This window comes from Sphingomonas zeicaulis (assembly GCF_050433225.1).
Lineage (GTDB): Bacteria > Pseudomonadota > Alphaproteobacteria > Sphingomonadales > Sphingomonadaceae > Sphingomonas_D > Sphingomonas_D zeicaulis.
The window spans coordinates 17,097-31,361 of sequence record NZ_JBNPXQ010000020.1; the positions used below are offsets into that span (position 1 = coordinate 17,097).

A 14,265-nucleotide genomic window follows, 5' to 3' on the forward strand; every position below is an offset into this window, starting at 1 on the left:
CTCATTCCGGCAGATCGATCCGCGGCAACAGGTCAGCCTCCAGCGCCGGATAGAGGTGGGAGACGCTGCGCTGCAGCTCATAGCGCGCGGCGGCCAAGGCGGCGAAGCGATCGGGCATGGGCAAACGCCCGGCCTCGACCATGTCGAGCCCGTTGCCGACCGCCGTGCGCAGGCTCGCCTCCAGCCAGTCCAGCCAGTCGCGGGTCTGCGCGATCGCCGCGGCGCCGCCGGGATCGACGGCGCCATGGCCGGGCACCACTTGGCCATGCGGCAAGGCCGCCAGCGCGTCGAGGCTCTGGCGCCACGCCGCAAGGTCTGCGGTCGGCGTCGATGGCGCGCGATCGTGGAAGACGAGATCGCCTGCGATCAGCGTCCCCGTCGCCTCGTCCAGCACTGCGAGATCGCCGGCGCTGTGACCGGACAGCGCGAGCAAGCGCAGGCGTCGCCCGCCGAAATCCTCCGCGTTGCCGGACAGCGCGACGCCGGGCTTCACCAGGTCGGTGCCGCGCATCCAATCGCCCAACAGGCGGTACATGGCGTCGGAAAAGCCCTGCCCGTCATTCTCGATGCCGGCGATGGTGGCGGGCAATGCGGCGACGATCGCCTGATCGAAGGCGGCGATGCCAAGGCCATGATCGGGGTGCAGATGGGTGAGGTAGACGCGCACCACCGGCTTGCCGGCCAGCCGCTCGGCCAATGCCTTCAGCGACTTCGCAAAGCGGAAGGAGGGACCGCAATCGACCAGCACCGTCCCCGCCGGCGTCGCGATGATGATGATGTTGGCGACGGCGCCGCCATTGTCGCGCTCGATCGGCGCATCCTCACCGGCGATCACCCAGATCCCGTCCGCCACCGGCCGCGGCGCGATCGCATAGTCGGTGCCCGGCGGCGCGGCGGCGGTCGCCAGAAGGGCGCCGAGCGCCGTGCGGCGGCTGATCCTCATGATGCGGGCACCGTGAGCGCGGCGGCGTAGGTTCTCCCATTGGTGTCCCGCGCATCGACGCGAAGCGACGATCCCGGCGCGGCGCGCGGCATCAAGGTCAGCGCGGGATTCTCGGACACCGACGCCTGCAGCGCCATTTCGCCCAGCAGCCGCCCTGCCCCGTCGCGCAGGCTGAGCGTTTCGAGATGATAGGCCGGGATATTCTCGACCAGCCCGGTGTCCATTGGGTGGCGGAACAGCAGCCGCAGCCGCGCAAGCGCGCCCTCCCCCGCCCAGGCCGCGCCGCGGATCTCGCCCAGATGCTCCGCCCAGTCGCCTCGCACGCGGCTGACCGGCGGCGCCGAACAGCCGCCGCCCGCGGCGTCGATCCAGTTGCCCGCCACCAGCCATTCGCCGCCCGCGCGTTGCACCGCCGCGCGCACCGGCGTCCGCTGGTCGAGCTTGATCCGCACTGCGACGCATGGGGCGGCTGCGACCGGTCGATAGTCGATGGCCACGGGAATGGGGTTGAGATCGGCGAACAGCAGGATGCGCGTGACATCACTCACCGCCCGGGCGTCGATCGCGACCGGGAAGACCCGCTGGTTCTCTGCGATCATCGGCATCGCCAGCGTCACCCGCGGATCGAAGCGCACCGGCGCGGCGGCGAACAGCCGTTCCGCATGATAGTCCCACATCGGTGATCCCAGCGGGTCCGGCGCTGCCATCCGACATCCTCCCAAAGTCCCGGTTTAGGGCGCGGCGAACCGCGCTACCATTGCACCTTAAGACGAGGAGGCTGGGATGCCCGGGCTGCGGATCATCGCTGCGATCATGGTCGCCGCCGCCATTCCGGGCGGCGCGGTGGCGCAGGACGGGCGGTTCGATGCCGAGGGCTATCGCATCGCCCATTATCGCGGCCCCGTGCCGAGCGCGCCGGCGGGCGTGCCGCGCATCGCCCTGCCGGCGGCGGCGATGTTGCGCCCCGACGTGGATGCGGTCTTCATCGATGTAGCCCCCGCCGAGGGCGGGCATCGCGATGCGAGGACGGGGCGGTGGACGCTGGCGCAGCCGCGCCACGGCATCGACGGCGCGCACTGGTTCCCCGGGGCCGGCGTCGGCGGGCGGCTCGATCCGGCAATCCAGCGCTGGTTCGACCGCGGCGTCGCCCGTCTCACACGGGGGCGGCGCGACCGCATGGTGGTGATCTTCTGCCTGGCGGATTGCTGGATGAGCTGGAACGCCGCCAAAAGGCTGGCGGCGTCAGGCTATACCAATATCTGGTGGCTGGCGGAGGGCAGCGACGGCTGGAGCGAACTCGGCCTGAAGCTGGTGCCGGCCACGCCCGAGCGCTGAGCCGGCGCGCCGAGCCGACGCCTTGCCCCGCCCGCCTATTTCAGCGCCCGCATATAGTCGATGATCTCCTTGCGCTTCGCCGCATCCTTCAGCCCGGGGAAGCTCATCCGGTTGCCGGGGACGAGGGCGCGCGGATTCTCGAGCCATTTGTCGAGCGTCGCCTCGTCCCAGCTCAATCCCGAGCCCTTCAGCGCCTCCGAATAGGCGAAGCTGCCATGCGTCCCGGCCGCCTTGCCGAAGGTGCCGTAGAGATTGGGGCCGAGCTTGTTGGGGCCGCCCTTGGTCGCATCATGACACACGGCACAGCGCGCGAAGGCTGCCGGCGGTGCCGCAGCCGCAACCGGCGTGGGCGCCAGCACCGGCGCCGGCTTTTCGGCCTCGGCTGCCTTGAGCTTCTCCGCTTCCTTCTTTTCCTCTTCCTTCTTCGTCGGTTCGGCCTCAGCCGTGGCGCCGGCATTGGCGACAAGCTCGGGGATAGTCGCCGCCGCAGCCGGCGCTTCGATCGCATTCGCAGCCGGCTCGACCGGTTCCACGGCCACGGCATTCACCGGTTCGGCAGGCGCGTCCGCCGCATTCTCGCTGGATGCGGAACATCCCGCCAGCGCGCTGGCGGCCAGCGCCGCGAATGCCCAAAACCGCCTGTCCATCGTCATGCTGCCGCCTCCAGTCTCCTGGCGCCGTCCTGCGCGGCTGGGAGCGGTTTCGGAATTGCACTTTGGGTCGGGCGCTGCGGCGGCGCCCGACAGCTTCAGGCCGTCTGCGTTACGCCGCGCAGTTCGTCCTTGCGACGGGGTTCGAGGTCCTGCACGCGCCGGATAGCGGCGGTGGTCTGGCGGCTGCCGTCACCGCTCCGGCCGGATGCGAGGACGAAATCGCCCAGCCGCTGGCGCCAGCTCAGCCGCGCATCGTCGCGTCGCGTCACATTCCTGCATAATCGTGAAAGGCGATGCGCAGCGGATTGAAGGTGCACAGATCCTTGAGCAGCCCGAAGCGCACCGGCTCCTCATCCGCCTCGCGCGCGAAGGTGCCGAACAGGCGATCATCAGCACGCCGGCACAATTGTCATCCAGATAGCGCGGATGTCCGGCAGATCCATCCCAGGCATGCAATCCCTGCCGTTCCCTCTACGGCCTTCCGGCGGCCCATGCGATGCGATCGCGCCACATGTCGCGGTCGCTGCGCCGGCGATGCGCAGGCGGAGCAGCCGCGGCTGATCCTCCCTCGCCATATCGATGCCGAGCAGGCGATCCGCGCTCACCATGCCCATCCGCCAGAACCGGCCGGCGCCTTCGACGATGCCGACTGCACCATTCTCCAGAAGCACCAGCACCGATCGTTGATCCGGCGCGATCCAGCCATCGATGCAGATTTGCCGTCCTCCCTGGTTTATCATCCATGCTGAGTGAGAGTTTTCTGGCCCTTTGAAACCCTCGGGCAAGTGCTGTCGATGCTGTAATTGCCGGTGTCCGCCATGATCTCGGCCAGCGTTACTGCCAGAGTCGCCCAAACCCCGGCTTTCGCTCCATCACCGGAAACGGCGATAGATGGTGTTTCAACTTCCATACTTGGGCGGAACGTCGCGCCATGGAGCACCTATCTGGTGCCGACCGATGTCCGAACGGCGGGAAACCGGGCCGACCGCTTTCTGGCCGGGGCTGGACGGCGATGGCTCACGGATCCTGGCGCGAAGCGGACCTGAGTTGCGTGATTTGCTTCGGCCGCCCGACCAACTTCGCCTCCCCTGCTGAGCCACTACAGAATAGAGGGATCGCGGTCAGCCCAAAGCCCGATCAAATTCCCGATTGATGATTTCGTAGCATTCGCAGCTGGCCGTTGCGAGGCGATCCCGGTCTAGCACCTCAACGCTGCCGCGGACATATCGAATAAAACCGGCCTTCTGGAGTATGCTGGCGGCAACCGAGACGCTCGGTCGCGTGACCCCTAGCATTTGCCCCAGAAACTCCTGTGTCAGAGGGAAGCTATCGCCATCGACGCGGTCGTGCGTCATCAGCATCCACCGCGCGCAACGCGCCTCGATCGGGTGCAGGCGATTGCAGGCAGCGCCTTGCGCGATCTGCGTCATGAACGCGAGCGTGTACCGCAACAGCAGCGGGCGCAGGGCGGGAAGCTTATCCAGCAGAGACCGGAACTTGCCGACGCTGAGCCGGACACCGGGACCGGGAATCTGGACAAAGACATTCTGCGCGCTGCGTTCCGCGCCCATAAGCGCGGGAACGCCGATGAATCCCTCGCGGCCGGTTGTGGCCAATTCTACCGTCGCACCATCGACCATCGTCGAAACAGTCGATGCTACCCCACTGTGCGGGAACCAGACGTGGGTGAGCGGGCACTCGGCTTCCTGAAGGACCAACTTGAAGCCGAGCTCGACCGCCTCCGCTTCTCCGAGCAAGGTCTCGCGCTCGGCGGCGGGCAGCGCAGCCAAGAGAAGGTTCTCGCCGCGCCGGAGTTTGTCTGGTTTCATCAATCAGCATTGGGCGCATAATGACAGCCCAACCATCACCTATGTTGGGGCCCGCTCCGGCTCGTCATCATCCAAGACCGGACTGACAGATGGCCGGTCGTTGGCCGACGCTTGCCGCCCTATGTCTGATCGCGGACAGACAGGTGCGATGACCGCTGCCTAGCAGCCTTTATGTCAAACGATCCCTGCCTTGCCCGTGCGACCGATCCTGGCCGCGATCGATCGACAAAATTCTCCCCCGGCCCGGTGAAGGAGCATATCCGATGACGAGCCACGAACCCTCAAGCCAGGTCCGCGAGCAACCGCGGGCCGAGACCGACGATATCCATCGTCTCATCCTCGAGAGTGTGCGCGACTATGCCATCTTCATGACCGACGCCGACGGACTGGTCCAGACCTGGCCGCCGGGCGCTGCAAGCGTTTTTGGCTGGACCGCGGAAGACATGATCGGGCGAAGCTTCGAACTGACCTTCGTGCCCGAGGATCGCGAGCAAGGCATTCCGCAGCAGGAGATGGAAAAGGCGCTTGAAATCGGCGCCACGCCCAACGTGCGCTGGCATCAGCGCAGCGATGGCGAACGCGTGTTCATCGAAGGCTCGACGCAATTGCTGAAACGCGGCGAGGGATCCCGCCATGGCTTCCTCAAGATCGGCCGGGACATGACCGAGCGCCGCCGCATGGAACAGCGCCAGCAAGTGTTGGTCGCCGAGCTCCAGCACCGCACCCGCAATTTGATGGCGGTGGTCCAATCGATCTTCAACAACACGCTGCGCAGCTCAAACACAATTGCGGATCTCGCCGCGACCTATCAGGACCGGCTGGCCGCACTCGCCCGGGTCCAAGGGCTGCTCTCACGGCTTAAAGATGGCGACCGCATCACATTCGATGAACTGATCCGAATCGAACTTTCGGCGATCGGAGCGCTCGCGATAGGCGAGGCCGGTTCTCGCGCGACCATCGAAGGTCCTCCTGGCGTGAGGCTGCGGTCCTCGACCGTGCAGACGCTTGCGCTGGCGCTCCATGAACTCGCGACCAATGCCGGCAAATATGGCGCGCTCAGCGAACGCGGCGGCCATCTTCACGTGCGCTGGTCGTTGCCGCCGGGCGATCGGTCCCTCAGGGTCGAATGGACAGAGAGCGGCGTGGCTATTCCCAACCTCGAGGCTGCACGCGAACGGCAAGGGCATGGCCGCCAACTGATCGAACGAGCACTGCCATATCAGCTGCAGGCGGAGACCAGCTTCGAGATCGGTGCCGACGGCGTGCGCTGCACGATCGTACTGCCGGTTTCGCAAAGCACAGTACAGGAAGGCGGCGGCCATGACTGACCTGCCATTCGCGGGCAAGCGCGTCCTCATCGTCGAGGACGAATATTATATCGCCTGCGACCTCGCCCATGCCTTTGGCGAAGCCGGCGCAGAAGTGGTCGGGCCGGTCTCATCGCTCGGGCAAGCGGTAGCGGTCGGCGCGGCCCCTCTCGATCTCGCTATTCTCGACATCAACCTAGCCGGCGAGATGGTCTATCCGCTAGCCGACCAGCTGCTCGCGCGCTCCGTGCCGATCGCGTTCGCGACCGGCTATGACGCGAGCGCCATCCCCGCGCGCTATGCCAATGTGCCGCGGTTCGAGAAGCCGGGCGCGCTCAAAGCCATCATTTCACGCGTTGCGTCGCTTGGCAGGGGCGCGGCGTAGTGGAGAGAATTGGCGCAGCATCGGAGCGCCCGGGCGAAGGCAACCCTATGTCGGCCAACGGACAGACCCTGGAGGCTGCCCTTGGTATCGCCGGCCACTTACCGTGGCTGCATCGCTGCGCAGCGCCCGTTTTCTCGGAAAGGCATGCCCATTCATCACACTCACACTCTCTGCGTCGCGAGGTGTCAGTCCTACTCTCGTGACGCTGCGCGACGCACTCGTGCAATGCAGCGGCGAGGTCGTTGGCTCCTTCGCAGTCGGCGCATCAAAATGCGGCATTGTATCAATCCATCGCGGTTTGAGAGCGGATCACCCCCAAAAGCCGACCGGACTAACATGCTATGGCAAACTCGATCGATGCTGCTCCTACCGCCAGTTTGGGCGGCGGACAGGGAGTAGAATTTGATGTCTCATCGCCTCCTCGCAATTGTCCCCGCTGGCGGAGAAGAGCGTCGTCCGCTGAGCGGAAACGCGGCGAGACTGCGTCAACACGCGTTTCTGGCGCGGACGGGCGAACAGCCGGCTACCTTGCACCTGATTGTCGAGGGCTGGGCCTGTCGTTATAATTTGCTGCACGACGGGCGGCGGCAAATCATCGATCTGCTGCTGCCGGGAGATCTTTGCGATATCGACTGGTTGAACGATCGCACGGCGAATTATCCCGCCGTTGCGATGACGCCGCTTGCCACGATCGCTCTTGATCGTCGCGAAGTCGAGGCGGCAAGCGCGAGCAGCGCCGAGGTCGCGCAAAGCCTGCAGGCCGAAATGTTCGAGAGGCTCAGCCGGCGGGGCAATTGCGTAGCAATGCTGGGCCGCAAGACTGCAATCGAGAGGCTCGCGCATCTGCTGGCCGACATTTTCGCCCGTATGAGACGCGTGGGGTTGACCCGCGGCGACACGTGCGATTTTCCGCTGACCCAGAATGACCTGGCCGATCTGGCGGGACTGACGCCCGTTCATGTCAATCGCGTGCTTCAAGAGATGCGGCAACGCGATTTGATTGCATTGCGCCACCGCAGCCTCCGCCTTCCGGATTTCGATCGTCTGGCAGCTCTCGGATTGTTCGAATTCAGCGCCTCAAACGGCCCTCCAATCAGCCGCTTGATCGAGCTTAGACGGGAGGCATCATTGCCGATGCGCACCGGCACATCGTAACACATCAATATCACGTCTGACGCATGTGTGATGGATAGGAAGCCGAAGGCGCTATCTCATGGCGCCAAGAAACGGACGCCATTCAGATCAAGATACGAGCGATCCGATGTGAGATAAGCGAGTACACTTCCGGTAAAGTTGCTCACCTAGATCAGTAAAAGGAACATGTGCGAGAGCGGCCTATTCAGTAGGAAGAGCTTGCTTGCGATGGAGATGCTCCCTTGACTGAGACGGACAGACCTATGCACGAGCCGCTTTTAGCCCGGCTCGCGCGCTGGCTTGGCGACGGCCGAATCTCGGCCGAGCATGTGGAGCGTGCGGCAGACATCCTGACGTTCATACAGCAGCCTGATCGGGCGATGGCCGAAGCGGGTAACGAGGAAACGTGGAGAGCAATGATCGATGCGGCGCTTGCCTCGCGCTGGAACGTGCCAACCGCGCTTGGCGCCCGTCACGACTGCCGCGTGAGTGGATCCGATGAGGAAGGTGACATGCAGATCGATCCACGCGGCTCTCGTCTGGGCCGGGCGTCCTGGGTGCAGCTCGATGTTGTGACCGATCGGTCCGGTGAGCTTCACGAGCATAGACGACCATGAAGGCGTTGCATCCCACCGTCGCCGCCGTGACGGACAGGATCGCATCCAGAAGTGCCAAGAGCCGGTCCGACTATCTGGCGGCAATCGTGGAGCAGCCGCGCCGACCGCGACGAGGCCTGTCCTGTGGCAATCTCGCCCATGGCTTCGCTGCAAGTGGGATCGACAAGGAGCGGATCAAGGGCGGCGGTGCGCCCAACATCGGGATCATCACCTCCTATAACGACGTGCTGTCCGCCCATACGCCCTATCGATGGTTCCCCGACATCATCAAGCAGGCCGCGCGTGAGAACGGGGCCACTGCGCAGGTTGCCGCTGGGGTTCCTGCCATGTGTGATGGCGTGACGCAGGGGCAGCCCGGCATGGAACTGTCCCTCTTCTCCCGAGACACCATCGCTATGGCGACGGCGGTCGGGCTCAGCCACGCCATGTTCGATGGCGTGCTCCTGCTCGGTATTTGCGACAAGATCGTGCCCGGACTTCTTATGGGAGCGCTTCGCTTCGGCAATCTTCCCACCATTCTCATCCCCGGCGGCCCCATGCCGACGGGCTTGTCGCACAAGGAGAAGGTGGCGGTCCGGCAGCGCTATGCGCAAGGGACGGCCACCGATGCCGAGCTGCTGGAGGCGGAATCGCTGACCTACCACACGGAGGGAACTTGCTCCTTCTACGGCACCGCCAATTCTAACCAGATGATGATGGAGGCGATGGGGCTCCACGTCCCAGCGGCTGCTTTCATCCCCCCCGGATCGGAACTGCGCAAGGCTCTCACCCGGGTTGCCGTCGATCGAATCGTCGCCTTGGCGCAGGACGCAGATGGAGAGCGTGCGCTCGGCCGCTGCGTCGATGAGAAAGCGATCGTGAACGCGATGGTGGTGCTGCTCGCCTCAGGCGGCTCGACAAACCACACGATCCACCTGCCCGCGATCGCCCGCAGTGCAGGAATCCTCATCGATTGGGACGATTTCGATGCGCTATCCGGCGTCGTCCCTCTGCTGGCGCGTATATATCCCAACGGAACCGTCGACATAAATGGCTTTCAGGCGGCGGGTGGGCCCGGCTTCCTGATCGGCGAGTTGCTGCGCGGCGGTCTTCTGCATCCAGACATCACGACGGTTTGGGGCAAGTTTACCGATTACGCCACCGAGCCTTCGCTGAAGGAGGGGGCACTTCATTGGCATGCGGTCGTCGAGAGCCGGGGGGCGGAGGTTGCCCGTCCCATAGAGAAGTCGTTCCAGCCTGATGGTGGCCTCAAGCTGCTCCACGGCAATCTCGGCCGCGCAGTCATCAAGACGAGCGCTGTCGAAGAAACCTATTGGACCGTCGAAGCGGAAGCCATGGTGTTCGATGATCAGGACGACGCTCTGCGGGCACTTTCCGCAGGGGCTCTCGCGAGGGATTGCATAGTGGTGGTTCGCTTTCAGGGGCCGCGCGCCAATGGAATGCCGGAGCTTCATAAACTGACCCCGATCTTGGGTGCGTTGCAGGATCAGGGACATCGTGTGGCGCTGTTGACCGACGGGCGCATGTCGGGCGCTTCGGGCAAGGTGCCTGCCGCCATTCACCTCATCCCGGAAGCCATCGCAGGTGGTCCGCTCGCTTATGTCGAAAACGGAGACCGCATACGCATCTGTGCGCGCACAGGGACCATTCAGCTGCTCGTTGCCGATGACGTGCTTGCCGCCCGTCCGGAAGCGATACCAGCTGCCGCTCCTTGGGGATGCGGACGCGAACTGTTCGACGCTTTCCGTCACATCTGTCCCAATGCCGAGGAGGGCGCCTCGCCTTTGCTGAGCGGCTTCATAACTGACCGGGAACGCCGCTCCTCGGCCGCAGATGCACGGGAGTAGTGCTATGGACGGATACAGCAGCTTGGATGTCGGGCTCGCAGCCCGCGTGCCGCATGTCCGTCTGCAAGGCTCGGTCGACGAGACCATGTTGAACAGCTTGCTGGACCAGATCGCGCGTCTCGACAATCTTGAGGACCCCGTGATCGTCGAGTTGATGACGCTCGGCGGTGGCGCCGACACCGGTCGGCGCATCGCTCTGGAGATCGAATCCACCCGTCGACGCCTTGATCGACGGCTGGTGTTTGTGGGCAAGACAGCGGTCTACTCGGCAGGGGTGACGATAATGTCGGCTTTCCCCCGCGCCGACCGCTTCCTGACCAGCGACGCAGTCCTCCTGATTCATTGCCGGCAGATGGAAAGCACAGTTAAACTCAGCGGGCCGCTGCGGCCTAGCGCCGACCGCTTGCGCGCGCTTCTGTCCGAAATCGACAATGGCCTGCGCATCGAACAGGTCGACTTCGAGGCGCTCGTCCGCGAAAGTGACGTCACCGTGGAGGAGGTGCTGGAACGGGCGCCATTCAATTGGTACGTTCCATCGGCAGAAGCCAGCCAGCGTCGCCTGGTCGCGGCAGTCATCTGACGATGAACGGCATCTCCAACCAGGCCCATGCCAACCCGCACTCCGGCGACCCGCACCTGCCGCGAGCTTCGCCCCAACCCGCGCCGGTTCCTCAGCCCGCAGATGATCCCTATTTCGCCCCCCTACGTATCGAGGTCGACGCAACAGATGTTGTCCGCCGCATCTACCAGGTGCGGCAAACGATTCCGGTGTCCGGGGCGGAACCGACAATCCTGCTCTATCCCAAATGGCTGCCGGGTTACCATGCGCCGCAGGCTTCGATCGAACTTCTCGCCGGACTGGTCGTCAGCGCCGCCGGAGAACAGATCGAATGGAAGCGCCATCCCGTCACGGTCAACGCGTTCCATATCGAGGTGCCAGCAGGCACAAGCGAACTCGTCGCAGAATTCCAGTTTCTCACTCCGACCGATCCTTCGCAGGGCCGTGTGCTCGTCACCCCCGAGATGCTCTGCCTGCAGTGGAACTCGGTCGTCCTCTATCCTGCCGGCCATTATGCACGCCAGATCGAGGTGGATGCCTCGCTTCGACTGCCGGAGAGATGGCAGTTCGCCACGGCACTGGAAGTCGAGAGTAGCCATGGTGCCGTAATCCGGTTCAAACGAGTGACGCTGGACATGCTCGTCGACTCTCCGCTCATTGCGGGAAGGCACTTCCAATCGGAAGCGTTGGACGAGCGTGGCTCAGTGCGTCTGAACATGGTAAGTGACGCACCCGAACAGCTTGCCGCAACACGAGATCAGTTGGGTTCGTACCGGAACCTCGTCATTCAGGCTGACTGCCTCTTTGGGTCGAGGCACTTCCGGCATTATGATTTCCTGCTCGGCCTCAGCAACGAACTCGGCAGCGCCGGTATAGAGCATCATCAGTCTTGCGAGGCGATCACCATCCCCGACCTGTTCACCAACTGGGAGGAAAGTTTCGTCCGCCGCGACGCCGTTGCGCATGAGTATGTGCATAGCTGGAACGGGAAGCATCGACGCGGCGCAGATTCCTGGTCGCCTTGCTTTGAACTCCCGATCCGCAACAGCCTCATGTGGGTCTATGAGGGACTGACACAATATTGGGGTCAGGTGTTGTCGGCACGCTCGGGCTTGTGGACGGCAGCACAGGCGCGCGACGCCATCGGCTGGACGGCGGCCGCCTATGACGTTCGACCAGGTAGCCGCTGGCGCCCCATGATCGACACGACACGCGATCCCATCATCGCCGCCCGCGCAGCGCTGCCTTGGACAAGCTGGCAGCGCAGCGAGGATTATTATTCGGAGGGCGCGCTGATGTGGCTCGACGTAGATACCCGAATTCGCCAGATTACGAATGACGAGCGCTCGCTGGACGACTTTGCTCGGGCCTTCTTCGGGCAGGATGGTTTGGTCGCAACCAGCACATATGTGTTTGAGGACGTGGTCGAGACGCTGGCAGTCATCTGCCCCTTCGACTGGCGGTCTTACCTAGATGAACAGATCACCTGCACGCACCCTGGCACGCCGCTGGATGGCATAGGCCGCGGCGGCTATCGACTCGTTTACCGCGACCATCCGAATGGTTATGAGGCCGCTCATGCTGCGGTTGACGGGAGGACGGACCTCACCCACTCCCTCGGCATTACGGTGACGAGCGAGGGCCGGATTACCGACGTTCTCTGGGACGGCCCGGCTTTTCAGGCAGGCCTGATTGTCGGCGCGGAGTTGCTGGCGATCGACGGCCGAAGCTATACGACGGAAGTCCTGAGGCAGATCGTGGCACATCCGCGCGACGCGGTGGGGCCGGAACTGCTTGTCAAAGTCGGCCATCATGTCCGATCCGTTACCGTCGTTTATGGCGGAGGACTTCGCCACCCGCATCTCGAGCGGGTCGAAGGCATTTCCGCGCGGCTCGACGACATACTGCGGCCGCTTTGAGGCGGGCCAGCAAGCGCCCGAGCCTCAGCCCCCTGGCACGCTCAATGGGAGTCACATCAGGTTGCGGCCCGAGCATTGCCATGACTAGGACGCCCGGAAGAGAAAGGCCGCGCCGGGCACGGCAAGCTGCTGGCGTACTTCGCCTAACAGCCCATCGGGGCCGATATCCATCAAGGCGATATTCTCACCCTTTTCATTAGCAACGAGACAAAGGCCTTCATCCTCGAGAAGGATGACGCTGCGCGGATGGGCGCCGCCGCTTGGAGCATGTTGCAGCAGCTTGAGATCCCCAGACCGTCCGATCGCGAAGACCGCGATGCTGTCGTGGCCTCGGTTGCTGACGTAGAGGCGATCGCCCGCTCGGTTCATCGTCAGATGGCCGCCAAGGTTATCGTCGGCGAAGGCGCTCGGCTGCGTGGCGTGGCTGGCACGCAGCAAGAAGCATGGTCCGACACGATCGAGCACCGAAACGGTGCTCGCCAGCTCACTTACGAGATAGGCGGTGGGCAGGTGCGAGTGTAGCACGAGGTGCCGCGGCCCCGTGCCGGGCAACGCCGAAAAGGCGACGACCGGATGCTCGAGTGTCCGGGCCCGGGCGAGATCGAAAGCGAAGATGCGGTCGCTGCCGAGGTCCACTGCGTAGAGCCACCCCTGATCGAACAGCGCGCAATGCAGATGCGGGCCGTCCTGCCGACCGGCGACGGGACCACCGCCGGATCCCTGCCAGATCTGCGGCTCGTCCACCGGCCGCCCGGTGCCGCGATCAAGGGTCAACAACGCCACCGAACCGCTCGCATAATTGGCGACCGCGGCGCGCGTGGCGGTGTTATCCAGCGCAACATAGCAAGGCGCGGCCCCACCGGAGGCATAACTGCCGACCGAGCGCCAGCCGTCGGCCTCCAGCTGGCAGAGATGCAACAGGCCCTGCTGCTGTTCGTCCACGAAATAGCCTAGCCTGAGGTGCGGGGACCAGGCCGCGAAGGAGCAGTTGGGCGCCTGCTGAAACGGTTGGCCAAGCTGCAGCTGCTCGTTCACCCAAAGCGGGTAAAGCCCCTCGCCGCCGGACCGCGCATAGGAGCCGACGAAAAGCCGGGCGGGCGCCGGAAAGCGCGTCATTCCGGTCCGATGACGACGAAGAGGGTCCCGGCATCCCCCTTGTCCTGCGGCGAGCTCAGCGCTTCATTGCTTCCACCGATTTCCAAGCAGTGAGCGATCTTCCGTCGGCGTTCATACGACGCCCTCTCCGGAACCGCGGGGCCAGAAGCGCAGCTTCGCCGTCGCGTGTTCCGCGCCGCCGGCCCGTCGGAGACATGGAATGTTCCTGTCGGCGTTGTCGGCGCGGCTTTCATTACGGACCTCGTTACGCGATTTTAGGGGACACGGCGGTTCGAAGCCGGCGCCGAATCAACCCGCGCGGCCAACAAGGGGTTCCACTACGCTGCGATTAGGTCAGACCTGGACCTGGCCTCAGGTGATAATCTCGCAGTGCGTTTTGACCGAGCAGGAGCGATCCTGCGCGGGATCGGCCTCATCCAACAGATATACTTGATAATATCGGTTAGTTTGAGCGCGTTTTTGTAACGCTAATCGAGACCCGGGGGGAACTAGGTCCACACATCCGCTTTCCTCAGAGGCTTAGATCTTAGGCCGTAAACCCATTAACCGGCTTGAGCTTTGGCCGTGTGCGTGATTCAGCCTCCTCGTTGACGAGGAGGTTGAATGGCGCGGCGACGGTAC

The 14,265-nt window shown here is 64.3% G+C and carries 16 protein-coding genes; 8 read left to right on the plus strand and 8 right to left on the minus strand.

Translation table 11 applies throughout. From position 1 onward, the window contains the following. Window position 1: 1 nt before the first annotated feature. Window positions 2-943, minus strand: coding sequence for a quinoprotein relay system zinc metallohydrolase 1 (locus tag FHS96_RS29050; RefSeq protein ID WP_429600263.1), 942 nt, complete (start codon window positions 941-943; stop codon window positions 2-4). Then, a complete protein-coding gene (locus FHS96_RS29055; RefSeq protein ID WP_429600265.1) occupies window positions 940-1,650 on the minus strand; it encodes a quinoprotein dehydrogenase-associated SoxYZ-like carrier in 711 nt (236 codons plus the stop codon). The genes FHS96_RS29050 and FHS96_RS29055 overlap by 4 nt, the downstream gene beginning before the upstream one ends. Window positions 1,651-1,726: 76 nt before the next feature. Between FHS96_RS29055 and FHS96_RS29060 the strand changes: the two genes are divergently transcribed. Further along, the gene (locus FHS96_RS29060; protein ID WP_429600267.1) at window positions 1,727-2,278 is read left to right on the plus strand and encodes a rhodanese-like domain-containing protein; all 552 of its coding nucleotides are present in this window, start codon (window positions 1,727-1,729) and stop codon (window positions 2,276-2,278) included. Between the two features lie 35 nt (window positions 2,279-2,313). Here the strand turns inward: FHS96_RS29060 and FHS96_RS29065 are convergent, their stop codons facing one another. From FHS96_RS29065 to FHS96_RS29085, 5 genes are all read right to left on the minus strand, one after another. Further along, complete coding sequence (locus FHS96_RS29065) at window positions 2,314-2,925, minus strand: c-type cytochrome (protein ID WP_429600269.1); 612 nt, start codon at window positions 2,923-2,925, stop codon at window positions 2,314-2,316. 101 nt (window positions 2,926-3,026) lie between these two features. After that, window positions 3,027-3,200, minus strand: coding sequence for a hypothetical protein (locus tag FHS96_RS29070; protein WP_429600272.1), 174 nt, complete (start codon window positions 3,198-3,200; stop codon window positions 3,027-3,029). Beyond that, entirely contained in the window at window positions 3,197-3,337 is a 141-nt protein-coding gene (locus FHS96_RS29075) for a hypothetical protein (protein ID WP_429600275.1), read from the minus strand. Before FHS96_RS29075 ends, FHS96_RS29070 begins: the two co-directional genes overlap by 4 nt. Then, window positions 3,321-3,716, minus strand: coding sequence for a hypothetical protein (locus FHS96_RS29080; RefSeq protein ID WP_429600277.1), 396 nt, complete (start codon window positions 3,714-3,716; stop codon window positions 3,321-3,323). Before FHS96_RS29080 ends, FHS96_RS29075 begins: the two co-directional genes overlap by 17 nt. A 336-nt stretch (window positions 3,717-4,052) precedes the next feature. Next, on the minus strand, window positions 4,053-4,760 hold the full coding sequence (locus FHS96_RS29085; RefSeq protein ID WP_429600280.1) for a Crp/Fnr family transcriptional regulator: 708 nt from the start codon (window positions 4,758-4,760) through the stop codon (window positions 4,053-4,055). A 263-nt stretch (window positions 4,761-5,023) separates the two neighbouring features. Between FHS96_RS29085 and FHS96_RS29090 the strand changes: the two genes are divergently transcribed. From FHS96_RS29090 to FHS96_RS29120, 7 genes are all read left to right on the plus strand, one after another. Further along, a complete protein-coding gene (locus FHS96_RS29090; RefSeq protein ID WP_429600283.1) occupies window positions 5,024-6,088 on the plus strand; it encodes a sensor histidine kinase in 1,065 nt (354 codons plus the stop codon). Next, complete coding sequence (locus FHS96_RS29095; RefSeq protein WP_429600286.1) at window positions 6,081-6,452, plus strand: response regulator; 372 nt, start codon at window positions 6,081-6,083, stop codon at window positions 6,450-6,452. The genes FHS96_RS29090 and FHS96_RS29095 overlap by 8 nt, the downstream gene beginning before the upstream one ends. 405 nt (window positions 6,453-6,857) lie before the next feature. Next, window positions 6,858-7,607: a Crp/Fnr family transcriptional regulator gene (locus FHS96_RS29100; protein ID WP_429600288.1), complete on the plus strand. Its 750-nt coding sequence runs from the start codon at window positions 6,858-6,860 to the stop codon at window positions 7,605-7,607. A 242-nt stretch (window positions 7,608-7,849) separates the two neighbouring features. After that, a complete protein-coding gene (locus FHS96_RS29105; protein WP_429600290.1) occupies window positions 7,850-8,203 on the plus strand; it encodes a hypothetical protein in 354 nt (117 codons plus the stop codon). After that, window positions 8,200-10,050, plus strand: coding sequence for a phosphogluconate dehydratase (gene edd, locus FHS96_RS29110; protein ID WP_429600293.1), 1,851 nt, complete (start codon window positions 8,200-8,202; stop codon window positions 10,048-10,050). The genes FHS96_RS29105 and edd overlap by 4 nt, the downstream gene beginning before the upstream one ends. Before the next feature lie 4 nt (window positions 10,051-10,054). Then, the gene (locus tag FHS96_RS29115) at window positions 10,055-10,630 is read left to right on the plus strand and encodes a peptidase S14 (protein WP_429600295.1); all 576 of its coding nucleotides are present in this window, start codon (window positions 10,055-10,057) and stop codon (window positions 10,628-10,630) included. 2 nt (window positions 10,631-10,632) lie between these two features. Then, a complete protein-coding gene (locus FHS96_RS29120; RefSeq protein WP_429600297.1) occupies window positions 10,633-12,528 on the plus strand; it encodes a M61 family metallopeptidase in 1,896 nt (631 codons plus the stop codon). An 84-nt stretch (window positions 12,529-12,612) separates the two neighbouring features. On the opposite strand, the gene FHS96_RS29125 is transcribed toward FHS96_RS29120, so the two are convergent. Then, complete coding sequence (locus tag FHS96_RS29125; RefSeq protein WP_429600299.1) at window positions 12,613-13,644, minus strand: lactonase family protein; 1,032 nt, start codon at window positions 13,642-13,644, stop codon at window positions 12,613-12,615. Window positions 13,645-14,265: the final 621 nt, after the last annotated feature.